General features: G+C 60.9%; 27 protein-coding genes. 14 read left to right on the top strand and 13 right to left on the bottom strand.

The genetic code is table 11. The features are described 5' to 3' along the window. Window positions 1–6: 6 nt before the first annotated feature. A complete protein-coding gene (gene hspQ / locus NH195_RS06090; RefSeq protein WP_066704595.1) occupies window positions 7–333 on the top strand; it encodes a heat shock protein HspQ in 327 nt (108 codons plus the stop codon). A 29-nt stretch (window positions 334–362) separates the two neighbouring features. On the opposite strand, the gene NH195_RS06085 is transcribed toward hspQ, so the two are convergent. Both NH195_RS06085 and NH195_RS06080 read right to left on the bottom strand, forming a co-directional pair. After that, complete coding sequence (locus NH195_RS06085; protein WP_238379704.1) at window positions 363–788, bottom strand: ATP-binding protein; 426 nt, start codon at window positions 786–788, stop codon at window positions 363–365. A 55-nt stretch (window positions 789–843) separates the two neighbouring features. Further along, on the bottom strand, window positions 844–1,188 hold the full coding sequence (locus tag NH195_RS06080) for an STAS domain-containing protein (RefSeq protein WP_066704591.1): 345 nt from the start codon (window positions 1,186–1,188) through the stop codon (window positions 844–846). 89 nt (window positions 1,189–1,277) lie between these two features. Here NH195_RS06080 and NH195_RS06075 point away from each other — a divergent pair, with 89 nt between their 5' ends. From NH195_RS06075 to NH195_RS06060, 4 genes are all read left to right on the top strand, one after another. Continuing rightward, complete coding sequence (locus NH195_RS06075) at window positions 1,278–1,739, top strand: GAF domain-containing protein (RefSeq protein WP_066704589.1); 462 nt, start codon at window positions 1,278–1,280, stop codon at window positions 1,737–1,739. 30 nt (window positions 1,740–1,769) lie between these two features. Beyond that, on the top strand, window positions 1,770–2,417 hold the full coding sequence (locus NH195_RS06070) for an RluA family pseudouridine synthase (protein ID WP_066704588.1): 648 nt from the start codon (window positions 1,770–1,772) through the stop codon (window positions 2,415–2,417). Between the two features lie 107 nt (window positions 2,418–2,524). Further along, window positions 2,525–3,172, top strand: coding sequence for a peroxiredoxin (locus tag NH195_RS06065; RefSeq protein ID WP_066704586.1), 648 nt, complete (start codon window positions 2,525–2,527; stop codon window positions 3,170–3,172). Between the two features lie 82 nt (window positions 3,173–3,254). After that, complete coding sequence (locus NH195_RS06060; RefSeq protein ID WP_066704584.1) at window positions 3,255–4,145, top strand: glycosyltransferase family 92 protein; 891 nt, start codon at window positions 3,255–3,257, stop codon at window positions 4,143–4,145. A 6-nt stretch (window positions 4,146–4,151) separates the two neighbouring features. Here NH195_RS06060 and NH195_RS06055 read toward each other — a convergent pair whose 3' ends face one another. From NH195_RS06055 to putP, 3 genes are all read right to left on the bottom strand, one after another. Next, complete coding sequence (locus NH195_RS06055) at window positions 4,152–5,138, bottom strand: glycosyltransferase family 2 protein (RefSeq protein ID WP_066704582.1); 987 nt, start codon at window positions 5,136–5,138, stop codon at window positions 4,152–4,154. A gap of 209 nt (window positions 5,139–5,347) precedes the next feature. Continuing rightward, window positions 5,348–7,480: a polyribonucleotide nucleotidyltransferase gene (gene pnp / locus NH195_RS06050; protein ID WP_066704580.1), complete on the bottom strand. Its 2,133-nt coding sequence runs from the start codon at window positions 7,478–7,480 to the stop codon at window positions 5,348–5,350. 243 nt (window positions 7,481–7,723) lie between these two features. Beyond that, a complete protein-coding gene (putP, locus tag NH195_RS06045; protein WP_066704578.1) occupies window positions 7,724–9,199 on the bottom strand; it encodes a sodium/proline symporter PutP in 1,476 nt (491 codons plus the stop codon). 297 nt (window positions 9,200–9,496) lie between these two features. Here putP and NH195_RS06040 point away from each other — a divergent pair, with 297 nt between their 5' ends. Continuing rightward, window positions 9,497–10,249, top strand: a complete 753-nt coding sequence (locus NH195_RS06040; RefSeq protein ID WP_081423808.1) for an SGNH/GDSL hydrolase family protein — start codon at window positions 9,497–9,499, stop codon at window positions 10,247–10,249. A 7-nt stretch (window positions 10,250–10,256) separates the two neighbouring features. Here the strand turns inward: NH195_RS06040 and NH195_RS06035 are convergent, their stop codons facing one another. Beyond that, window positions 10,257–10,628: a hypothetical protein gene (locus tag NH195_RS06035; RefSeq protein WP_066704576.1), complete on the bottom strand. Its 372-nt coding sequence runs from the start codon at window positions 10,626–10,628 to the stop codon at window positions 10,257–10,259. A 119-nt stretch (window positions 10,629–10,747) separates the two neighbouring features. On the opposite strand from NH195_RS06035, the gene NH195_RS06030 reads away from it, so the two are divergent. Further along, on the top strand, window positions 10,748–11,449 hold the full coding sequence (locus NH195_RS06030) for a Crp/Fnr family transcriptional regulator (RefSeq protein ID WP_238379703.1): 702 nt from the start codon (window positions 10,748–10,750) through the stop codon (window positions 11,447–11,449). A gap of 91 nt (window positions 11,450–11,540) precedes the next feature. On the opposite strand, the gene rpsO is transcribed toward NH195_RS06030, so the two are convergent. The 3 genes from rpsO to NH195_RS21415 form a co-directional block, all read right to left on the bottom strand. Then, window positions 11,541–11,810 carry a 30S ribosomal protein S15 gene (rpsO, locus tag NH195_RS06025; protein WP_066704574.1) on the bottom strand — a complete coding sequence of 90 codons (270 nt, stop codon included), beginning with the start codon at window positions 11,808–11,810 and terminating at the stop codon, window positions 11,541–11,543. A 154-nt stretch (window positions 11,811–11,964) separates the two neighbouring features. Then, complete coding sequence (locus NH195_RS06020; RefSeq protein WP_066704771.1) at window positions 11,965–12,261, bottom strand: DUF5665 domain-containing protein; 297 nt, start codon at window positions 12,259–12,261, stop codon at window positions 11,965–11,967. A gap of 34 nt (window positions 12,262–12,295) precedes the next feature. After that, the gene (locus NH195_RS21415) at window positions 12,296–12,526 is read right to left on the bottom strand and encodes a hypothetical protein (RefSeq protein WP_162265851.1); all 231 of its coding nucleotides are present in this window, start codon (window positions 12,524–12,526) and stop codon (window positions 12,296–12,298) included. 29 nt (window positions 12,527–12,555) lie between these two features. Between NH195_RS21415 and NH195_RS06015 the strand changes: the two genes are divergently transcribed. Continuing rightward, window positions 12,556–14,001 (top strand): calcium-binding protein, encoded by a 1,446-nt coding sequence (locus NH195_RS06015; protein ID WP_066704573.1) that lies wholly within the window; start codon window positions 12,556–12,558, stop codon window positions 13,999–14,001. Here NH195_RS06015 and NH195_RS06010 read toward each other — a convergent pair whose 3' ends face one another. Genes NH195_RS06010 through rbfA form a run of 3 tightly spaced genes read right to left on the bottom strand, consistent with a single transcriptional unit; the run spans window position 14,002 to window position 15,888 of the window. Further along, window positions 14,002–14,508: a DUF1643 domain-containing protein gene (locus tag NH195_RS06010; protein WP_066704572.1), complete on the bottom strand. Its 507-nt coding sequence runs from the start codon at window positions 14,506–14,508 to the stop codon at window positions 14,002–14,004. It lies immediately after the preceding gene. Between the two features lie 39 nt (window positions 14,509–14,547). Then, the gene (gene truB, locus NH195_RS06005; protein WP_066704570.1) at window positions 14,548–15,456 is read right to left on the bottom strand and encodes a tRNA pseudouridine(55) synthase TruB; all 909 of its coding nucleotides are present in this window, start codon (window positions 15,454–15,456) and stop codon (window positions 14,548–14,550) included. Window positions 15,457–15,468: 12 nt separating this feature from the next. Then, window positions 15,469–15,888 (bottom strand): 30S ribosome-binding factor RbfA, encoded by a 420-nt coding sequence (gene rbfA, locus NH195_RS06000; protein ID WP_066704568.1) that lies wholly within the window; start codon window positions 15,886–15,888, stop codon window positions 15,469–15,471. Between the two features lie 99 nt (window positions 15,889–15,987). On the opposite strand from rbfA, the gene dapB reads away from it, so the two are divergent. Further along, window positions 15,988–16,797: a 4-hydroxy-tetrahydrodipicolinate reductase gene (gene dapB, locus NH195_RS05995; RefSeq protein ID WP_066704566.1), complete on the top strand. Its 810-nt coding sequence runs from the start codon at window positions 15,988–15,990 to the stop codon at window positions 16,795–16,797. A 57-nt stretch (window positions 16,798–16,854) separates the two neighbouring features. On the opposite strand, the gene NH195_RS05990 is transcribed toward dapB, so the two are convergent. After that, the gene (locus NH195_RS05990; protein WP_066704562.1) at window positions 16,855–17,064 is read right to left on the bottom strand and encodes a DUF1674 domain-containing protein; all 210 of its coding nucleotides are present in this window, start codon (window positions 17,062–17,064) and stop codon (window positions 16,855–16,857) included. Between the two features lie 59 nt (window positions 17,065–17,123). On the opposite strand from NH195_RS05990, the gene NH195_RS05985 reads away from it, so the two are divergent. The 5 genes from NH195_RS05985 to NH195_RS05965 all read left to right on the top strand — a co-directional run bounded on the left by NH195_RS05985 (window position 17,124) and on the right by NH195_RS05965 (window position 22,858). Beyond that, window positions 17,124–18,404, top strand: a complete 1,281-nt coding sequence (locus tag NH195_RS05985) for an RsmB/NOP family class I SAM-dependent RNA methyltransferase (RefSeq protein WP_066704559.1) — start codon at window positions 17,124–17,126, stop codon at window positions 18,402–18,404. An 85-nt stretch (window positions 18,405–18,489) separates the two neighbouring features. After that, window positions 18,490–20,235 carry a heparinase II/III family protein gene (locus NH195_RS05980; RefSeq protein WP_066704557.1) on the top strand — a complete coding sequence of 582 codons (1,746 nt, stop codon included), beginning with the start codon at window positions 18,490–18,492 and terminating at the stop codon, window positions 20,233–20,235. Window positions 20,236–20,259: 24 nt separating this feature from the next. Beyond that, the gene (purH, locus tag NH195_RS05975) at window positions 20,260–21,849 is read left to right on the top strand and encodes a bifunctional phosphoribosylaminoimidazolecarboxamide formyltransferase/IMP cyclohydrolase (RefSeq protein WP_066704556.1); all 1,590 of its coding nucleotides are present in this window, start codon (window positions 20,260–20,262) and stop codon (window positions 21,847–21,849) included. 9 nt (window positions 21,850–21,858) lie between these two features. After that, window positions 21,859–22,332, top strand: a complete 474-nt coding sequence (gene lspA, locus NH195_RS05970; protein ID WP_066704554.1) for a signal peptidase II — start codon at window positions 21,859–21,861, stop codon at window positions 22,330–22,332. 94 nt (window positions 22,333–22,426) lie between these two features. Then, a complete protein-coding gene (locus tag NH195_RS05965) occupies window positions 22,427–22,858 on the top strand; it encodes a DUF3035 domain-containing protein (protein ID WP_155846087.1) in 432 nt (143 codons plus the stop codon). Window positions 22,859–22,903 lie beyond the last annotated feature (45 nt).

Raw genomic sequence — 22,903 nt, 5'->3', positions numbered from 1 at the left:
AACGTCATGATGTCATCACGCGCCAAATATCATCTGGGACAGGTTGTCCGGCACCGGAAACACAGTTTCCGTGGCGTGGTGTTCGATGTCGACGCAATGTTCTCCAACACCGAGGAATGGTATGCCGCCATTCCTGAGGATGTGCGCCCGAGCAAGGATCAGCCGTTTTACCATCTGCTCGCGGAAAACGATCAGAGCTTTTACGTCGCCTATGTGTCGGAGCAGAATCTCGTGGCGGATTATTCCGGGGAGCCGGTGCAGCATCCCGATCTCGACGACCTGTTCGGCCCGTTCGAGGATGGCGCCTATCCGTTGCATTTCCAGTTGAACTGAGCCGTCGGGCGCGCAGAGCGAAGAGGCGTTCAGGCCATCTGACCGATCGACATGCGAAAGCAGAGGCGGTTGTGATCGCTCTCCCGGACATATTCCAGCTCATGCGCCAGTTCCCTGATCAGAAACCAGCCAAAGCCGCCCTCGGGCAGATCGGCGATGTCGCAATTGAGATCGGCGCGGCGACCGAGAGGCGGTTCGCCGCCGGGCATCATCTGGCCATTGTCGAGGATGGTGCACCACAGGCCCTTCGGGGTCTGGGACAGGTGGATTTCGATCATGCCGTCGGAGCGATCCGCATAGGCATGTTCGACGATGTTGTTGAGCGCCTCGGCGAGGACGATCTCGAGACTGGCAAGCTCGTCCGGGCCATAGTGGTCCGTGCTCAGCCCGTGTTTGATACTGGCCAATCCGCGGCGCACTGCGGCTTCGGTTGCCGGGAGGATGAGTCTCAACATATGCTCTTTCGGTTCGGGCGGGGCCTCCCAGGTCTCCTGACGTTTGAGATTTCCCTCAGGACGCATTTGCGATGCCCTCGACCGCAGCGGCGACGCTGGTGTGAATGGTGAAAACGGTATCCATGCGGGTGAGACGGAAGACCCGTTGCACGGTGGGGTGCAGCGCGGCGAGTTCGAGGTGTTGCCCGTTGCGCACGGCCTTGAGGGCCGCGACCACGGCACCAAGACCGGAACTGTCGAGGAATTCGACATTTCCGAGATCAAGGAGAATGCGCGCCGGGCCACTGTCGCTCAGCGCGCGCATCTCGTCCTTGAACTGAATGGCGCAGGCCGCGTCGATGCGGTTTTCGACGACGCTCACGATTCGCACGTCATCAAAATCCTGATGGGTCAGTTTCATATGCCGTACCTTTGTTCTTATATCGGGTTTGATCCTACGGGGGAAACCTTACCAATGGGTTTGCGCGAAGCAGGAAAAGGGAGAAAAACATGCCGGATTACGACGGTTTGTCGGCACGGGTCGCCGCACTCTGTGCCGGGGAGACGGATGATGTTGCGCTGATGGCCACCGTGGCCTGCGAAGTGCACCACTCGGATGACCGGTTCCACTGGACGGGTTTCTACCGTGTTGTTTCCGAAGGACTTTTGAAGATCGGGCCGTATCAGGGCGGGCATGGCTGCCTGGTGATCCCGTTCGAGCGCGGGGTTTGCGGTGCCTGTGCGCGCACGAGGACGGTGCAGCTTGTCCCGGATGTGGAGGCCTTCGAGGGCCATATCGCCTGTGCGTCTTCGACGCGCTCGGAACTTGTTTTGCCGGTGCAAAATGCGAAAGGGCAGCTTCTGGGCGTGTTCGATCTCGACAGCGATTTCCCCGATGCGTTCACCGAGGAGGATGCCGGGCGGCTTGGCAGGATTCTCGACAGCGTCTTTGCCAATGTGATCCGGGCGTGATACCCGCGGGGGGAGACGAAAGAGACCGCGATGAGTGACACTTACAATCCCCCGCAAGACCCGCTGAACATCCTGCATCTGGATCACGAGATTCTCGTGGTGGACAAACCCTCCGGGCTTTTGTCGGTGCCGGGCAAGGGCGAACACCTTGCGGATTGCATGATGTCGCGGATCAATGCGGCCTTCCCGGAGGCTCTGCTGGTGCACCGTCTGGATCGGGACACCTCCGGGGTGATGGTCTTTGCTATGACGCCCCATGCGCAGCGGCATTTGGGGCTTCAGTTCGAGAAACGTCAGACCAAAAAGACCTATGTCGCCTGGGTGCATGGCCATATCGCGGAGAAAACCGGCACCGTGGACCTGCCGCTGATCGTGGACTGGCCGAACCGCCCGAAACAGATGGTCTGTCACGAGACCGGTAAACCGGCGGTCACCGATTGGCGGGTGGTGCGCTATGAGGGCAATCAGACACGCGTGCGGCTGATGCCCAAAACGGGGCGTTCGCATCAGCTCAGAGTGCATATGCTGGCCATCGGCCACCCGATCATGGGAGATCCGTTCTATGCGGAGGGCGAGGCCAGGGATGCGCCGCGTCTGATGCTCCATGCCGAGCAATTGCGCTTTCGCCACCCGGACGGTGGGGCGGGATTGTCCTTTACCGCGAAATGCCCGTTTTGAACAAATCCGAGTAAATTTGTCGCGGTACTTGAAAACAGGGTGGAAATCCAGAATTTAGAATGTATCTAAGTTACCAGACGACGCACTTACATTCAGAGGAGATGACCATGGGTCTTCGTATCAACGACATCGTTCCCGACTTTACCGCCAAAACCGATCAGGGTGAGATCAACTTCCACGACTGGATCGGCGACAGCTGGGCCATTCTGTTCTCCCACCCGAAAGACTTTACCCCGGTCTGCACCACCGAATTCGGCGCCGTGGCGCAGCTTTCCGCAGAATGGGAAAAGCGCGGCGTGAAGGTCATCGGCCTCTCCACCGACCCGGTTGAAGAGCACGGCCCGTGGAAAAAAGACATCGAAGCCTTCTCCGGCGCGCCGGCGGGTTTCCCGATCATCGGCGACACCGATCTGGCCGTGTCAAAACTCTACGACATGCTGCCGGCCGACGCTTACCTCGATGAAAACGCCACCGCGGCCGATGCGGCCTCCGTGCGGGCGCTGTTCATCATCTCCCCGGACAAGAAACTGCAGCTTTCCATGCTCTACCCGATGTCCGTGGGCCGGAACTTTGCCGAAGTGCTCCGCGCGCTCGACGGTGTGCAGAAGACCTACGGCAAGCCGCTTGCCACGCCTGCGAACTGGACCGTGGGTCAGGACGTGATTGCCGCTCTGTCTCTCTCCGATGAGCAGGCCGCCGAGAAATTCGGCGAGGTGGACATCAAGCTTCCGTACCTGCGTTTCGTGAAAGCCTAAGGCTTTCGGCGTAAGCCATTAAAAATCGCCCCTGTTCGCCCGTGGCCCAATTCATTAGGCTGCCCGCGAACAGGGGTTTTTCATGTTTTCAGCACTGCGCCGCACCAGATCCATCTCTCGCATCGCACTCGATCCGCCCGCGCCCATGGCCGACCGGCACGGCATCGCAGTGGTGCTCATCGTGCGCAACGAGGAGCGCCATATCGGCGAATGGGGGCGGTTTCATGCCAAGGCCGGCGTGCGGCATTTCTACGTCTATGACAACGGCTCGACGGACGGGACGCTGGTGCAGCTTGTGGCCGCCGTCGGGGTACAGAACGTCACGGTGATCCCGTGGCATCAGAAACTGCGCGACGGGGCGGGGGCGGAAATCCACAATCAGGTTTTGGCCTATGCCCATGCGGTGGCGAATTTCGGCGATCAGTTCCGCTGGATGACGTTCATCGACGTGGACGAATTCCTTGTGCCGAAATCTGCGGAGACCTTACCGGAGTGTCTGGCGCATCTGGAGGGCGCGGCGAATATTTCGCTGCCGTGGCATATGTTCGGGCGCAACGGGTTCGAGGAACCGCCGGAGGGCGGGATCGTGGCGAATTACACACGGCGGCACCCGGAGCCGATGAGCCCCCTGAAAGGCATGTGCAATTTCAAGATGATCGTGGATCCGTGCCATGTCACCGCGATGAAAGTGCATTCGATCGAGACGGATGGGGCGAGCGAGAGCGTGAATGACAGGGGCGAAAAGGCCTCCGCTTCTGATCGCAAAAAGCCGGGCTTCTATTCCGCCGATCACATCCAGCTCAACCATTATTACACCCGCTCGAACAGCGAGCTTCAGGCCAAGATTTCACGCGGCTCAAACATGACCCAGAACGAGGCGGATCATGTTCGACGCGTGATGCGCAAGGTCGATCAGATCGAGGCGGAAAGCGTCGAGGACCTAGCGGCGAAACGGTGGTTTGCAGGCGCCTGAGCGGGGTCAGTGACCGGTGGTCGTGGTGTAATGCTGCGAGCGATTGCCGATGGCGGCACCGAGTTTGCCCGAAAGGTTGCCCGCCCTTTTCGCCAGTTGCAGCAGAGAGCGTTGCGGCGAGACGGGCAATGTCAGCAGCAGGTAGAGAAGCTGAAGGCTCTTGGCGGGAATCTTCAGGAACATCTTGTACCGCCGGCTCGGCTTTTCGATGAGCTGGCGCTGGAAATTGGTGTTGGCCTGATCTCTGGTGCGACGATACTGGTAGAGAAAGCTGAGGCGTGCGGCGGGTACGGTTTCGTAGGCGAAAGCGTCGTTGATCCAGCCGACGGTGAAACCGCGTGTTTTAACCTCTTCCAGAAACTGTGTGTCCTCGCCGCCGGAAAACCGCAGATTTTCGTCGAACCAGATGTTTTCGTTGCGAAACAGCCGGGTTTCCGCGATCCAGTTGTTGGTGGCGATGACGGCGCGCCCGGGCGTGTTGAGCGTGGCGGTTTCTGCCGTGCGGTCTTCCCGCTTCTGGTAGAAGGCGCGCAGGTTTTCGTACATCAGGGACTGGAAGGAGGAGAGGGGCTCGACCGGCGGCGCGATGCGCAGCGGCGCGCCCAGAAGCACAGCGTCGCTATGCCGATACCCGTCGATCAGCTTCACCAGCCAGTCCTGTGCCACGGTCTCGTCGTCATCGACGAACACCAGAAGATCGGCCTCCTGCGACAATGACACTTTCGCGGCGCGATTGCGCGCGATGGAGATGCCCGCCTCGGTTTCGAGCACATAATCGAGTTCAAGGCCATTCGGCAGCACCGCAGTCGCCTCGATCAGGTCGCGGGTGCGCGGCGTGTCATCATTCTCGACGATGAGGCACCGCGCCGTGCAGTTCTCAGGGAGCTTCATCGCGCCCCAAGAGGTAATCAGCGCCTGGACCATCTGCGGACGCTTGCGGGTCAGCGCGGCGACCGTGATGCGGAGATGTCTGTCGAGGCGGGTGTCTGTCATTGGGTTTTCGAATGTGGGTCTGAGGCAATCTATGGGCACCGTATTACACCTTTTCTCAGGTGATGAAAGTTGGCTCACAACCACAGGTGGTAAACTTGTGGTGTCCATGGCGGGAGTTCGCCGAGTGGCAAAAGCTGTGATGTGCGTCATGCGCATGAAAAAAGCCCCACCTACGGCGGGGCTTTTCGATTTCTCGAAAGGGGAACCGATTATTCGGCTTCTTCCTCTTTCTTGACCTCTTCGCCGGTCTCCTGATCGACCATTTTCATGCCAAGGCGGACCTTGCCACGGTCGTCGAAGCCCAGAAGTTTGACGTAAACTTCCTGACCTTCTTTCAGAACGTCCGACGGGTGGTTCAGGCGACGGTTCTCGATCTGCGAGACGTGCACGAGGCCGTCACGCTTGCCGAAGAAGTTCACGAACGCGCCGAAATCGACCAGTTTGACGACCTTGCCTTTGTAGACATGGCCTTCTTCCGGCTCGGCCACGATCGAGTAGATCATGTCGTAAGCCTTCTGGATCGCTTCGCCATTGGCGGAGGCGATCTTGATCACGCCGTCGTCGTTGATGTCGACTTTCGCGCCGGAGGTTTCCACGATCTCGCGGATGACCTTGCCGCCGGAGCCGATCACTTCACGGATCTTGTCGGTCGGGATCTGCATCGTTTCGATGCGCGGGGCATGGGCGGAGAATTCACCCGCGCCGGACAGCGCTTTGTTCATCTCGCCCAAGATGTGCATGCGGCCTTCTTTCGCCTGAGCGAGAGCTTGCTTCATGATCGCGGGGGTGATGCCCTGGACTTTGATGTCCATTTGCAGCGAGGTGATGCCTTTTTCGGTCCCGGCCACTTTGAAGTCCATGTCGCCGAGGTGATCCTCGTCGCCGAGGATGTCGGTCAGAACGGCGAACTCACCGTCGTCTTCGAGCACGAGACCCATGGCCACACCCGCGACAGCGGATTTGAGCGGCACACCGGCGTCCATCATCGACAGCGAGCCGCCACAGACGGAAGCCATCGAGGAGGAGCCGTTCGATTCGGTGATCTCGGAGACCACGCGGATCGTGTAGGGGAAGTCGGTGGCGGCGGGCAGAACGGCCTGAAGGGCGCGCCATGCCAGTTTGCCGTGACCGATTTCACGACGGCCCGGGGAGCCGACACGACCGACTTCGCCGACCGAATACGGCGGGAAGTTGTAGTGCAGCAGGAAGTTGGAGCGGAAGTTGCCATGCAGCGCGTCGATGATCTGCTCATCGTCGCCGGTGCCGAGCGTGGTCACGACGAGGCCCTGAGTTTCACCACGGGTGAACAGAGCGGAGCCATGGGTGCGCGGCAGCAGGCCGGTTTCGCAGGTGATCGGGCGAACCTGATCAAGCGCGCGACCGTCGATGCGTTTGCCCTCTTTCACGACGGAAGAGCGCAGCACGTTGGATTCGAGTTTCTTCAGAGCGGAGCCGAGGTTTGCATCCGAAAGTTGCTCTTCGGACAGACCGGCTTTGATCTCTTCCTTGACGGAAGCGACGGCAGCCACACGTTCCTGTTTGTCGAGGATCGCGTAGGCGGCTTTCATCTTGTCTTCGCCCGCGGCTTTCACGGCCTCGAAGAGGTCGGAGTAATCCGGGGACTGGAAGTCGAAGGGCTCTTTCGCGGACTCTTCGGCCAGGTCGATGATCAGGTCGATCACCGGCTGGATCTGTTCATGCGCAAAGGTCACGGCGCCGAGCATTTCCTCTTCGGTCAGCTCGTAAGCCTCGGATTCCACCATCATGACGGCGTCTTTGGTGCCGGCGACAACGAGGTCCAGACGCTGGTCCGGGTTGTTGCGCAGATCCTGCATGTCGTCGACGGTCGGGTTCAGGATGTATTCGCCATCTTCGAAACCCACGCGGCAGCCGGCGATCGGGCCCATGAAGGGCGCGCCGGAAATGGTCAGGGCGGCGGAAGCGGCGATCATCGCGACGACGTCGGGGTCATTGACCAGATCGTGCGACAGAACGGTGCACATCACCAGAACTTCGTTTTTGAAGCCCGGGGCGAACAGCGGGCGGATCGGACGGTCGATCAGACGCGCGGTCAGCGTCTCTTTTTCGGTCGGGCGGGCTTCGCGTTTGAAGAAGCCACCCGGAATTTTACCGGCGGCGTAGTATTTTTCCTGGTAGTGAACCGTGAGGGGGAAGAAATCCTGGCCCTCTTTCTGGGTCTTGGCGAAGGTGACGTTGGCCATCACGGAGGTTTCGCCAAGGGTGGCGATGACGGTGCCATCGGCCTGACGGGCAATCTTGCCCGTTTCCAGCGTGAGGGTTTCTTCGCCCCACTGGATCGATTTTTTCACTTCGTTGAACATCAAGTGTATCCTGTTAGGGAGCGCTCCCGAGCCCTCTCGGGTCTCCCGTTTATCTGGCGGCCCCATTGCCGCCGACCCCATATCTTACCTTCACAACGCCGGGGTCTGTTGCGTTACGTCTCAGATGGTCAAGGCGCATACAACAAAATGCGCTCTGCGCCAAGTCGCGAGTTGTGCGTGAAACACAGGAAAACGGGCGGCACATGGCCGCCCGTTCGCATTTTTTACCCTTTTCGGCGCCGTTTATTCGGCAGGCGTTTCCAGAGGGCGGAATTCGCCGCGATCTTTGGTCAGAAGGCTGACAACGAGGATCGCGATGAAGGAGGCGACGAAGCCCGGGATGATCTCGTAGAGACCCTGCCCCATGAAGCTCTTGTTCAGCCCGGACATGATCCAGAACGCGACGGTGCCCGCCCCGACGACGAGGCCTGCGACGGCGCCCGCGCCGGTCATGCGTTTCCAGGTCAGGGACAGGATCATCAGCGGTCCGAAGGCGGCGCCGAACCCGGCCCATGCGTTGGACACGAGGCCCAGGACGTTGGAGGACGGGTCAGAGGCGATCAGGATGGCGGCCACGCCGACGAGCGCCACACAGATCCGGCCGACGTTGACCAGTTCGTGGTCCGATGCCTGACGGCGGAAGAAGACCTTGTAGAAATCTTCGGTCAGGGACGAGGAGGACACAAGAAGCTGCGACGAGACGGTGGACATGATCGCGGCCAGAAGCGCGGCGAAGAGGAAGCCGGTCACCAGCGGGTGGAACAGCAGTTCGGAGAGCACGATGAAGATCGTTTCCGGGTCCTCGAGCGTCAGCCCGTTGCGCTCCATATAAGTGCGGCCGAAGATGCCGACGCCGATGGCACCGATCAGCGAGATCGCCATCCAGAGCATCGCGATGTTGCGGGCCACGGGCACTTCTTTGACGGAGCGCACGGCCATAAAACGCACGATGATATGCGGCTGACCGAAATAGCCCAGACCCCAGGCGACCGTAGACAGGAAGGTCAACAGCGTCAGCCCGTGGGTCATCGACAGGTAGTTCGGGTCCACCTCGGTCGCGAGACGTTCGGCGGCCTGTTCGACGCCATTGCCCTGACCGGTGGTGAGGATCACGATCGGCATGATGATCAGGGCGAACATCATGATGCAGCCCTGCACGAAGTCGGTGAGCGACACGGCGAGGAAACCGCCGAAGACGGTGTAGATCAGCACCACGCCCAAGGTGAGGATCACGCCGGTCATGTAAGAGCCGTCAAAGGCGGAGGCGAAAAGCTTGCCGCCGCCGACGAGGCCCGAGGCGGTGTAAACGGCGAAGAACAGGACGATGATCACCGCGGAGACGACGCGCAGCGTGGTGGCTGCGGTCGGGAAGCGGTTCGACAGGAATTCCGGGATGGTGAGGCTGTTGTCATAGCGCTTGGTCTGTTCGCGCAGACGCGGGGCGACGACGATCCAGTTGATGAATGCGCCGACGAAAAGCCCGATGCCGATCCAGGCCTCAATCAGGCCGGAGGCGTAAAGCGCGCCGGGCAGGCCGAGCAGAAGCCAGCCGCTCATGTCGGAGGCCCCCGCCGAGAGCGCCGCGACGGCCGGGTGAAGGTTGCGCCCGCCCAGAACATAGCCTTCGGCCGTGTCCGTGGATTTGCGCCACGCATAAAAGCCGATGGCGAGCATCAGCGCGAAATAGAGGATCAGACTGACCCATACTCCCAATTCCATGACGTTTTCCCCTTGTTGGAATTTTGTCGGGAGAATGCAGATGTGACATTTTGAAACAAGAAAAGACTGTAGCGCCCATTAAATAAGGTGAATTTGGGTTGTTCGGATTTTTTGCACGAAAAAAAATCCTGTACGAATGCGGAACATTGGGAAATTTGACTATTTGGCAGGGCGTGCGATTTTTCGGTTTCCCTGCGGTTGGCCGCTGTGGCATTTCTTAAGAACAAAGGCTGGGTGGGCCAACGAATCTTTTTTGTCGCCAGAATGAAAAGAGCGTCGCCCATGTTGCATGCCCGAATGACATCCCTTTTGAAAGCCCTGTTTCTGAGCCTCTGTGCCGTGATCGCAGGCGGTGAAGCCGGCTTTGCGGCGGGCAATGAGATCGCCTCACGGGCCGCTCTCGCGAATGAGACGCCACAGATCGAAGGGAATGGTCCGCGCATTTTGGCGCTGGGCGACTCCATGATGGCCTGGCATCTCGTCTCGAAAAGCTCCATCGCCGATGTGTTGTCGCAAAGCCTCGGTGAGCCGGTGGAAAATCGGGCCATGGGCGGCGCGCGTATCCTGTATGGCCTGCCGATTTCGGGCGCCATCGGCATGAACATCACCAAGCAGTATCGCGGCGACGCGGTGGATTGGGTGGTGATCAACGGCGGTGGCAACGATTTGTGGCTGGGCTGCGGCTGCGGAGCCTGCGAGCGTAAGATGAGCCGAATGATTTCCCGGCAGGGCACCACAGGCGCGATCCCCGATCTGGCGCGTGAGATTCGCAAGAGCGGGGCGCGGGTGATCTACCTCGGCTACCTGCGCAGCCCGGGGGTGGAGTCCGTGATCGATTCGTGTCGCGAGCTTGGCGATGCCTTCGAAGCGCGGCTGACGCAGATGGTGCGGGCGATGGACGGGGTGTATTTCCTCGATGTGTCAGAGCTTGTCCCGGAGGGCGACCGGTCCTTTCATGGCGCGGACATGATCCACCCGTCCAAGAAGGGCTCGCGAGTGATCGGGCAAAAGCTGGCGGATGTGATCCGTCAGGTGGACGACACGCGCTGAGCGGCTTTCAGCAGGGCGCAGGGTTCAAAAGCGCGACCAGCGCCTTCGGGTCCTGGGGCCAGATCAGAGTGTCATGGTTCGATGGGATCGGGGACGGTGCCGAGACCAGCAGAACGATCCGGGCGCCGCGTTGCGACAGCCGCAGCCCCAGGACACCGGCATGAAGCTCGGCGGCGGGCAGCGCGAGAAAGGCGGCCGTCACATGGGCCAGCCTGCTCAGTACCACGATGGCCTCACCCGGACTTTCGACCCGATACACCTGTGCGCCGGGGGCGATCTCGAGCAGCGCGAGACGCAGGCTCTCCCCGAGTGATCCATCCTCGGCAAGGATCAGGAAAACCGCGTTCTGAACGGCGGGGGCGGCAGTGTGGGAGAACATATCTGGGCAAGCCTGTCTTGAAAAATCATCCTCAGAATGAACCAAAAGGAGGTTTCGCGAATTAAACTACGACATAGCCGGAGGATATTTGCGTGACCGTCGAGTGTAAAAATTGCCCTTTGCGGCAGAAGGAGTGTTTTCAGCCCTTCTCGCCGCAGGAGCTGAGCTTTACCCAAGGGTTCAAAAGTGGGGAGTTGAGTGTGGATGCGGGCACGACGATTCAGATCGAAGGCTCCGAGACGCCGCATCTCTACACCGTTCTGAGCGGCATGGGGGTACGCTACAAGACACTTGAGAACGGTCGGCGTCAGGTGATCAACTTCATCCTGCCGGGAGATTTCGTCGGTCTTCAGGCCGGGGTGATGGGCGTGGCCGGGCATTCGGTCGAGGCGACGACGCCCATGGTGCTTTGTACCTTCCGGCGCAGCGATCTCTGGCGCCTGTTTCAGAACCATCCGGGGCGGGCCTATGACCTTGTCTGGCTGGCGGCCTCGGAGGAGGCGTTTCTCGGGCAAAGCCTTGTCACGGTCGGTCAGCGCAAGGGGCTCGAACGCGTGTCCTGGGCGCTATTGAAACTGTTTGACCGGTTGAAACATCTTGGCCTGGCGAAAGGCAATCGCGTGCCCTTGCCCTATCGGCAACAGGATGTGGCGGACGCGTTGGGTCTGTCTCTGGTGCACACCAACAAGACGCTGGGCGTGCTGCGCAGCCGCCATGTTGCGCGTTGGAGCGATGGCGAATTGCAGATACTCGACCGGGAGACATTGCAGGGCTATGCGTTGGTCGAGGAAGAGGATGTGGGACAGCGTCCGCTGATTTGAGGGCGGCGGAGCGTTGCGAGATGAAAAAAGACCCTCCGAAGAGGGTCTTTTGAAAAACATAACGAGGGTGCGCCTTGGCGCAGCCGCGGGCTTAGCGACGCAGGCCCAGACGCTCGATGAGGGACTGGTAGCGAGCTTCGTCTTTGCCTTTGACGTAGTCGAGCAGCTTGCGGCGCTGGGCGACCATCATCAAAAGGCCACGACGGCCGTGGTTGTCTTTCTTGTGGGTTTTGAAGTGCTCGGTGAGCGTCGCGATGCGCGAGGACAGGATGGCAACCTGAACTTCGGGGGAACCGGTGTCACCTTCTTTGGTGCCGAATTCCTTGATCAGGCGGGCTTTCTCTTCAACCGTGATCGACATCGGGGTCTCCTTTCGAAAACAAAGGGTTATGGCGCAAGCCGGGATGTCGTCCAGCAGGGCCCTTGGAGAATCTTCCCGGCGCTGATAGCTCGGGAATGCGCGCGTTTAACCGGATTCTTTTGAAAAAGAAAGCTTTTTCCGGTCGTTGTCCGGTCTACTGTCCGGTCTCGACCCGCTGCGTTTCACTCAGGATCTCGCCGGCCAGTTGCTTGGCCCAGTCGCCGATGATCGGCACAACCTCCATCTGGTTGAGCATATAGCCGACGATCGACACCACGATGGAGGCGCCGACGACCGAGCCGAAGCCGAAAGCCAGCCCGCGCAGGAACTGAAACCACATCATCCGCAATTTGGAATTCTGGATGCGAATGAACCTGTGATTGTTGAGCCGGTCGATCTCTTCCGTCAGCGCTCTGATGTCCTGCGACAGCTCGTTTTCCTGGTCCGACATGTCCTGCCCCATCCCTGCGAGTCACCCGTTCTGCTCACGCATCCGGCTCTTCAGACAACACATCCGATGAAGGCGGGCGCATATGCTGTTCATAGGACGTCCGGTCTTTGTCCAAAAGCCGTGATTCAAGAATTTTGACCGAAGATGTGCACCATGATTTTTGCAAAGCTTTTGAATATTGAAAATTAACATTTCTTAACAGTTGTTTAGATAAAATTTTCTCGAGATTTTCTTTCCCCTTTTGGCTCAAAAAAGTATTATTCATGCGGGTGTGTGAATTAGAGGTGTGGGCACATGTTATGGGCTTTTGCATTGCTGGGACTTGTGCCTGCCGCACTCGCTTTGAGCGAGGTGGCGATGATCGGGGACGATTCCGACGCCTCTTCCATGACAGAGAGCGATCTGCCTGAGGATGACACAGCCGATGAGGCCGCCGATGCCCCCGGTGAGGGGGACGTGCTGACTGACGCCTTGGGCGGCGACACGCAAGCCGATCTGCCCGATGACGGTTCCGAGGCCTCTCCTGACGATGAAACATTTTCCGACGTGGAGGGGGCGGAGGATGCGGGCGAGGATTACGCGGTTGCGAGCGGGTCCGGCGAAACGCTTTTCTCCGGTTTCACCGAAGGTGAGGATCATGTCACGCTGACGCTGGCCGATGGCCTGGTGGGGGATTTCATTGTCGAACCGCTGACCGACGAGGCGGGCAATGAGATCGGTACGAGCCTGTCCTATGCCACGGATGAAGATGAAACCACCCTCTCTTTCCTCGGTCATGACACCCTTCCGGTGGGCGATATCTCCGTCGAAGTGCTGGACCCCGAAACCGGGGAAAGCACGCTCTATGCCCTGAGCGAACTGGGCGATTTCGGAGCGATCGACCCGAACGATCCCGACATCCCTGACGAGGCCGGCCCTGACGGCGATCCCAATGATTACGTGCTCGCGGTGAACGATCCGGGCATCCCTGACGAGGCCGGTCCCGCGGGTGATCCGGAAGATGATGTCCTGACGCCGGAGGGGGATGAGGATATGGCAACGGGTGCACCGACCGGTGACACGGTGGAGCATGTGCTGGGCGATCAGGGAGAAACGCTGGTTCTGGCCGATGACGTGATGCAGGGCGGCACGGATGCGACCTTGACTCTCGATGAAGACGGCCTGCCGACGATAGAGACCGATGGCACGCTGAATATCGTGACCGGCGGGGCGGGCGACGATGTGATCGCGACCGGCGACGATGCGGCGATTGTCGATGCGGGCGCAGGCAATGATACGATCTATGGCGGCGATGGCACGGCGATCCTGTCCGGTGGTGCGGGCGACGATGTGATCTATGCCGGGAATGACGCGGGATCGTCCTATGTGCTCTCGGGAGATGAGGGGGCCGATACGCTGTATGGCGGCGATGGTGACGACACGCTCTTGATGGATGCGGAAGATACCGCGACCGGCGGGGCGGGCGCCGATGAATTCTGGCTCTATTACGATGCCAATGCCGATGTCGGCCATGCCGAGATCACCGATTTCAACGAGGGAGAGGACATGCTGCGCGTGACGCTCGACCCGAGTGAAAGCTATGACGGTACGCTCGATGTCGAGGTGAGCCAGACCGCCGACGGGCTGTCGAGCCAAGTGATCGTCAATGGCGATGTGGTGGCGGTGCTGTATGGCTCACCCGACGTGACCTTGGGCGACATCGTGGTCGAGATCAGCCCCACGGCGCTTTCCGCCGCCTGATCAGGGCCAGAGTTCCGGCTGCTGCGTATAGGCAATGTAAAGCGGGTGCTTCGGGTGTCCGGCTTTGGAGAGGCCGAGGTGATAGAGATCGCGTCCGGTGCCGCGCAAAATCCGCTCGACCTCGGCGCCCCGGTCCAGATGCGCGCCATGGGTGCCCCAGGCGCATACGACCTGATCCGCCCAGAGCGCCCAGTCGTGAATCGCCGCGTCGTTCTCTGGCCCGACCGGATCGCTTGCTGCGCGCATTTTCTTCGGATCGGTGTCGCGCCACGCGAAGATATTCGTCACGCAAAACGACCCGAACCCAAGGGCGCGGGCCCGGCGTTCACAGCGTTCCACGGTGGGATCGTTCTGCACTTCGGTGGCGGTCGAGGGATTGAGCATGACGAAAAGCGCCTTGCGCCCCTCCGGCTCCCAGACCCGGACCAGCGAGTAACGATAGCGTTCGCAATCGGAATAGACGGCGGTGGAGGGCGCATCGCCCTTGGTATGGGTGCGTGTGATCATGCGCTCTGAATGGCCGCTCTGCCCGGTGAAATCAAGCGGTCAGAGGTTGAACACCCGAGACGGGTGCAATTCGCCGGATTTGTAGATGCCGACTGCCACAGGCTTGCCCTCGAACGAGGCCCAGACTTCATCGCCGTATTCCACCCCGTTTGCCGGGTAGACCATGCCTGGGTTGCCGTTGCGCAGGCGCGTTGCGCCCTCGGGGGTACACATCACCTCGTCGAGATCGGACAGGCCCTCTTCGACCGGGCGCAGATAGGCGTCGAGCGCTTCGGTCTTGGCCATTTCGTCGATCTCGGCGATGGAAATCCCGTCCTCGGCATCCCAGGGTCCGGACCATTCGCGGCGCAGCCATTCGACATGGCCGAAACAGCCCAAAGCCTCGCCCAGATCGCGGGCAATCGCGCGGACATAGCCACCCTTGCCGCAGGTCATCTCAAAGAGCGCGTGATCTTCATCGACGCGCTCGACGAATTTCAGTTCTTCGACATAAAGCGGCCGTGCGGCAATCTCGAACTCTTCATCGTCGCGCGCCAGCTTATAGGCCCGTTCGCCGTCAATCTTCACGGCGGAGAATTTCGGCGGCACCTGCATGATGTCGCCTTCGAACTGAGGTAGGGCATCGAGAATCTGTGCATCCGTCGGGCGCGTATCGCTCTCGGCGATCACTTCGCCCTCGGCATCGTCTGTGTTCGTCGCCTGCCCAAAACGGACCGAGAACCGGTAGCATTTCAGTGCTTCGGTGATGAACGGCACGGTCTTGGTCGCCTCGCCCAAGGCCACTGCCAGAACGCCGGTCGCATCCGGGTCGAGCGTGCCGGCATGGCCCGCCTTCTGGGCGTCGAACGCCCAGCGTACCTTGTTGACAACGGAGGTCGAGGTCATGCCAGCGGGCTTGTCCACGATCAGCCAACCGTGAACTGCGCGCCCCTTTTTGCGTCGGGCCATTGAATGTCTCCGTTATTCTTCTTCGTCGGATGCGTCGTCGTGATGAATGTCGCGCTGAACCCGTTCGTCAGAGAACATAATGCGCGTGGCATCCATCCGGTCGAACGTATCGTCGAACTCGAATTTCAGCTCCGGCGTATGCTTGATCCCAAGCGCCTTGCCGATCTGATGGCGAATCTCACCCTTGTTGCGACGCAGCGCCTCCAGAGCGGTGCCTGCCGATTTCCCGCCCAGCGGCAGGATATAGGCGGTCGCGATCCGCAGGTCCGAGGTCACACGCACCTCGCCTACCGTGATCGACATCGCGGTGAGATCGGGATCGTGGATTTCGCCACGGGACAACATCTCGGACAGACGACGCCGAATGGCCTCGCCAATGCGAAGGGTGCGATGCGAACCCGAAGGTCCGCCGGAATGAGAACGTTTTGCCATAGGCGCGAGATAGTCTTGATTGGCCTTTCATGCAAGCGGGCTTTGCCAAATCCGCTTGGCCGCGCTAAAGCTCGCGCGACTGAATTAGGAGTGCAGAACATGAGCGAGCTTCCCGGCATTGTCATCACCGGTGCGTCCGGCCGTATGGGCCAGATGTTGATCAAAACCGTTTTGGCCTCGGACAAGTGCAAACTCGTGGGGACGGTCGAGCGCGCGGGCAGCGATTGGGTCGGGCGCGATGTGGGCGAAGCCATGGGTGGCACGGCGATCGGGATCACTGTCACCGACGATGCGCTGGAAGCCTTTGCCAAGGCGCAGGCCGTGATCGACTTTACCGCGCCTGCCGCGACGGTCGCATTCGCGGGGCTGGCGGCGCAGGCACGTTGCGTCCATGTCATCGGCACCACGGGCATGTGCCCCGAAGAACTGAAAAAGATCGAAGCCGCCTCCCGTCACGCCACGATCATCCGTGCGGGCAATATGTCTCTGGGCGTCAACCTTTTGACCAAGCTCACGAAAATGGTCGCGGCCGCGCTGGATTCCGATTACGACATCGAGATCATCGAAGCGCATCACAACCGCAAGGTGGACGCGCCGTCGGGCACGGCATTGATGCTGGGCGAGGCTGCGGCTGAAGGCCGTGGCGTGAAGCTCGAAGAGGTGCGCGATTCGGGTCGCGACGGAATCACGGGTGCGCGCAAGAAAGGCGACATCGGCTTTTCCTCCATCCGTGGCGGCGACATCGTGGGCGAGCATGATGTGATGTTCGCAGGCGAAGGCGAGCGGATCATTCTGCGCCATGTCGCCTCGGATCGTTCGCTCTTTGCCAAGGGTGCTTTGAAAGCCGCGCTTTGGGGGCAGGGGCAGAAGCCGGGCGAATACGATATGCTCGACGTGCTGGGCCTCTGATCTTTTTCTTGGCCCAAATACTCAAAACAAAACTCGCGGATTTCCGCGGGTTTTTCTTTAGAAGTCGATGGCGAGGCCCTTTTTCTCCCAATCGCCATAGCGCACAGGTTCCGGCCCGTCGCGTCCACCCAATTCGGTGGGCATGGCTTTGACTGCCTCTTCACGGGCTTTGCGCCGCTCTTCCGCTTCGGCCAGCGCGCGCTGGGCGGCGGCGGGCAGGTGGGAGATGTCGCGCATTTCGGGGGTCTTTGGAGTGTCGTCGCTCATCGGAAGCTCCTTTCGGATGATCTTGTCCGGCTTGGCCTTGTGATATACGGGGTTGAGCTATGAAAACAAGATCATCCGATGTTGCGGGGCTTGCCGCCCGCCGGGCCGCTCTGGCCCTTCTGGATGCCGTTCTCGTGGAGAAGCGGCTCCTGTCCGAAGTGCTGTTGCAGCGAACTAAGGATTTGTCACCGGAGGATCGTGCGCGCGCGCAGCGTCTGGTGACCGAAGCTCTGCGCGTCATCGACCGCTGCGACCGGATGCTTGGGCCGCATCTTGCCAAACGTCCCGCGCCGCATGTGATGGATGCGCTGCGTCTCGGCGTGTTCGAGATTTGCGCCATGGGCGAGGCCGCGCATGGGGTTGTGAACGCCTATGTCACGCTGATGCAGGAGCGCCCGAAATCGAGCCATTTCAAAGGGCTGGTCAATGCGGTGCTGCGCAAGATCGACGGGGAAAAGGCGAAATGGGGCACGCTGCCCGCGCCGATGCTGCCGAAATGGCTGCGCAAGCCTTTGGTGGCGGATTTCGGCAAGGCGGCAGTCAGCGCGATGGAGGTGGCGCAGGCCAAGGGTGCGCCGCTTGATCTGACCGTCAAACAGGACCCCGAGGCTTGGGCCGAAAAGCTCGGCGGCGAGGTCTTGCCGACCGGATCGGTGCGTTTGAGCGGCGCGGTGCAAGTCACCAAACTGGACGGGTTCGAGACGGGCGATTGGTGGGTGCAAGATGCTGCCGCCAGCCTGCCTGCGCGAATCCTTGCGCCGGAAAAGGGCGCGCGCATTCTCGATATGTGTGCCGCCCCCGGTGGCAAGACGATGCAGCTTGCGGCCATGGGGGCCGAGGTCACGGCGCTCGATATCTCCGAGTCGAGGATGAGTCGAGTGCAGGAAAACCTTGCTCGCTGCGGTCTGTCGGCGGAAATCGCCATCGGCGATGCGCTGGAATACGAAGGGGCGGATTTCGACGCGATCCTGCTCGACGCGCCCTGTACCGCCACGGGGACGATCCGGCGGCACCCGGACCTGCCGCATGTCAAGGACGGCTCGGATTTTCCGGGGCTGTTCGAGTTGCAGGAACATCTGATCGACCGGGCTTTGGGGATGCTCAAACCCGGTGGAAAGCTGGTCTATTGCACCTGTTCTCTGCTCATCGACGAGGGCGAGGAACAGGTGCGCGACGCGATGGAGCGACATCCCGATCTCAGGCTCGATCTCGACGCGCTCAAGATCCCCGGCATTGATCCGGAATGGATCGGCGCGGAGGGGCTGCGCACCCGTCCGGATTACTGGGCGGACCGTGGCGGGATGGATGGATTCTTCATCACGGTGCTTCGACGGGGATGACGGCCCGGGATTTCCCGATGACATCCCGGGGTGTGCCCGCTATCTTCGCGGACAACGAAAACGAACCGACAGGCTGGGGCAGGCAATGTCGCAAAGCGAGGACTGGCGCGCGAAGAACGTCCGCCGCATGAACCGGTTTCATGCGCTGCGTGTGGCGCGTGCAAAACCCGCGATGGGATTCGTTTCGCAACCCGAACCCAAATCCATCGGCTCCTTTGCACGTGGTCGTCAGTTGATCGGCGGGAATTTCCTTTTTGCCGGATATCTGGTCGAGGCGCCGAATGCCTCGATCTGGGACATCGAGGCGCCCGCATCCGGTTTTGTCGAAGAAATTCATGGCTTTGCCTGGCTCGATGATTTGGCGGCCGTGGGCGATTACAACGCGCGGCATCGGGCGCAGGATTGGATCAAGGGCTGGATGGAGCGCTATGCGCGCGGCAAGGGACCGGGCTGGACGCCGGATCTGACCGGGCGGCGGCTCATTCGCTGGATCCATCACGCGCTGTTTTTCCTGTCGGGGCAGGAAACGGAGGTGTCGAACGCCTTCTATAAAACGCTCGGGCAGCAGACGATCTTTCTCGCGCGGCGTTGGCAGACGGCCAGCCCCGGCTTGCCGCGGTTCGAGGCGCTGACGGGGTTGATCTATGCCGGGCTGTCGCTTGTCGGCATGGAGGAGCATGTCGCGCCGGCGGTGAAGGCGCTCTCGAAGGAATGCGAGAGCGAGATCGACCTCGAAGGCGGTATTCCGACCCGCAATCCCGAAGAGCTTCTGGAGGTTTTCACGCTTTTGACATGGGCGGCTGCGGCCTTGTCAGAGGCGGGGCGGATCGCCGAGGAGGCGCATCTGGCGGCGATCGAACGCATCGCGCCGACATTGCGCGCGTTGCGCCATTCCGATGGCGGGCTGGCGCGGTTTCATGGTGGCGGACGTGGCGCCGAAGGGCGGCTTGATCATGCGCTGGCGGCCTCTGGTAACAAGACGCCGCCGGGGCAGGGACTTCATATGGGGTTTCTACGGCTGTCGGCGGGGCGGACTTCGATCATCGTCGATGCCGCTGTTCCGCCACGGGTGGAGGCCTCGTTCAACGCCCATGCCTCGACGCTGGCGTTCGAACTGACCTCCGGGCGGCGTCCCCTGATCGTGAATTGCGGCGCGGGCGGCAGTTTCGGGGCCGATTGGCGGCGGGCCGGGAGGGCGACGCCGTCGCATTCGACTCTGGGGATCGAGGGGTTCTCCTCGTCCCGTCTGGGTGCCAAGCGGATGATTGGCGGGCATCTGCGCGAGTTGTTGGTCGATGTGCCCAATGACGTGCGGCTTGAGTTGCGCGCCGGTGAGGATGGCGGCGGGTTTGTGGCTGGGCACAACGGCTACGGGCGCACCCACGGGCTGACCCATATCCGCCAGATCGAGCTGTCGAAAGACGGGCGGGGGATCGCGGGCGAGGACACTCTGGCGACGATCACCGAAGCCGACGAGCGGCAATTCGACCGGATGATGGACAAGCTCAAGCTTCAGGGCATCCCGTTTCAAGTTCGGTTTCATCTCCATCCGGACGTGGATGCGGAGATCGACATGGGGGGGGCTGCGGTGTCTCTGGCGCTCAAATCCGGAGAGATTTGGGTGTTCCGCCATGACGGTCGCGCGAAAATGAGCCTTGAACGCTCGGTTTACCTCGAAAAAAACCGCTTAAAGCCGCGTGCGGCGAAACAAGTGGTTCTATCTGCGGCGGCAATGGATTATGCGACCCGTGTCCGTTGGACATTGGCCAAGGCGCAGGAGACGCCGACGACGCTCCGCGATCTTGAGATGGACGACGAGACCCTGATCTGACCGCCACAAAGATGGACTGCCACCATGACCGATCTCTATCCCGTGAAGCGCGCGCTTCTTTCCGTATCCGACAAAACCGGCCTTGTTGATCTGGGCAAGGCGCTGGCCGCCAAGGGGGTCGAGCTTTTGTCCACCGGCGGGTCAGCGAAGACGCTGCGCGAGGCGGGGCTCGATGTGAAAGACGTCTCCGAGGTGACCGGGTTCCCGGAGATGATGGACGGGCGTGTGAAAACGCTGCACCCGCGTGTGCATGGCGGGCTTCTGGCGCTGCGCGACAATGCCGAACATGTGGCCGCGATGGATGAGCACGGCATCGGTGAGATCGATTTGTTGATCGTGAATCTCTACCCGTTCGAGGCCGCTCTGGCCCGCGGGGCCGACTATGACGAGATGATCGAGAACATCGACATCGGTGGTCCGGCGATGATCCGTGCGGCGGCGAAGAACCACGGGTTTGTCACCACTGTGGTGGATGTCGAGGATTACGATGCGCTGATCGCCGAGCTTGACGCCAACGACGGCCAGACCTCCTACGCTTTCCGCCAGAAAATGGCCCAGATTGCCTATGCCCGCACCGGCGCCTATGACGCCGCCGTGTCGAATTGGATGGCCTCCGCGATTGGCGAAGTGGCCCCGCGTCGTCGTGTGGTTGCTGGTCAGATCAAACAGACGCTCCGTTATGGCGAGAACCCGCACCAGTCGGCGGCCTTCTATGTCGATGGCTCTGAGCGTCCGGGTGTGGCGACCGCTGTGCAGCATCAGGGCAAAGAGCTGTCCTACAACAACATCAACGACACCGATGCGGCGTTTGAGCTGGTCGCCGAGTTCGATCCGGCGGAGACGCCGGCTGTGGCGATCATCAAACACGCCAACCCCTGTGGTGTGGCGAAGGGCGCGACGCTTCTGGAGGCCTATAACAACGCTTTCGATTGCGACCGCACCTCGGCTTTCGGGGGCATCGTGGCATTGAACCAGGTGCTCGATGCGGAGACCGCGAAAGCCATCGTTGAGATTTTTACCGAGGTCGTCATCGCCCCCGGTGCCACCGACGATGCGAAAGAGATTTTCGCCGCGAAAAAGAACCTGCGTCTTCTGACCACCGAAGGCCTGCCGAACGTTTTGGCGAAGCCGAACACGATCCGTCAGGTTGCGGGCGGTTATTTGTTCCAGGATAAAGACGCCGGTTTTGTCGGCGTGGACGATCTGAAGGTCGTGACCGAGAAAGCGCCGACGCCCGAGCAGATGCAAGATCTGCTGTTTGCGTGGAAAGTCGCGAAGCACGTCAAATCCAACGCCATCGTCTATGTGAAAAACCAAGCCACGGTTGGCGTGGGGGCCGGTCAGATGTCGCGTCTCGATTCCGCGCTGATCGCCGCCAAGAAAGCCGAGCGTATGGCCGAAGCCATGGGCCTGCCGGAGCCGCTCACCAAAGGCTCTGCTGTGGCCTCCGACGCCTTCTTCCCCTTTGCCGACGGTCTTCTCGAAGCCGCTGCGGCCGGTGCGTCCTGCGTGATCCAGCCGGGTGGTTCGATGCGCGACCAAGAGGTCATCGACGCCGCCAATGAGGCCGGTCTCGCCATGGTCCTCACCGGCATGCGCCACTTCCGTCACTAAGGTCAAACCATGCGGACCACGATCCTCGCAGCGCTGATCACTTTCGTGATCGACCAGCTTTCGAAATGGGCCGTGGTCCAGGGCATGAATCTCAAAGAGGTGGGGCAGATCGACGTTCTGCCCCCCTATCTCGTGTTCCATATGGCATGGAACCGGGGCGCCAATTTCGGGCTTTTGTCCGGTCATGGCGATCTGCTGCGCTGGGGCTGGGTGGCCCTGGCGGTGGTGATTTCGACATGGGTCATGTTCTGGGTCCGTCGCGAACGGTTTTCCACGTTGGGTCAGATCAGCGCGGGGCTTTTGGTCGGCGGTGCACTGGGCAATGCGATCGACCGCATCGTTTATGGCGCCGTGGCGGATTTCCTCAACATGTCCTGTTGCGGGTTTGCCAACCCCTATTCTTTCAATGTCGCCGATATTGCGATCTTTGCCGGGGCTTTCGGTCTCATCCTTTTCACCGGGGAGACGAAAAACCGGGCGTGACCTTGGCGCGCCCATCGTCTACACATGCTCTGACGCGATTTGGCGGAGGAAGGTTTTCATGGTCTCGAATGTGCTCCGGACGGGTTTGTGCCTGATGGCTTTGAGTGCCCTTGTGGCCTGTGGCCAGTCTCGCGACCGCATGGCGAATCAGGTGAAAACCGGACCCGATGAGTTTTCTGTCGTTCCGGCCAAGCCGCTTCAGGAGCCCGCGAGCTACAGCAGCCTGCCGGTGCCGACGCCCGGCGGCGCGAACCTGACCGATGCGACGCCGAATGCGGACGCGATTGTCGCGCTGGGCGGGCGTGTGCCGACGGGCGCTGTCGATGGCGGCATCGTCACTTATGCCTCGCGATATGGCGTCGATCCGACGATCCGGGCGGAGCTGGCCGAAGCGGACGCGAAAAAGCGCAAAGGCCGGGGCAGCTACGAGCGCGCTTACAAGCGTTTTGCGCTCGACGCCTATGAGGAATGGCTGCGCCTGCGCGCCCTTGGCGTCAAGGTGCCGAGCGCTCCGCCGGAGAAGTGAGCCTCGGGCAAGGACCAAGGGCACTGGCAAAGCGTCATGATTGAC

The sequence above is a fragment of the Celeribacter ethanolicus genome, assembly GCF_001550095.1.
GTDB classification, from domain to species: domain Bacteria; phylum Pseudomonadota; class Alphaproteobacteria; order Rhodobacterales; family Rhodobacteraceae; genus Celeribacter; species Celeribacter ethanolicus.
Note: the sequence above shows the minus strand (reverse complement) of the source record. Positions and strands in the feature narration are given on the sequence as shown.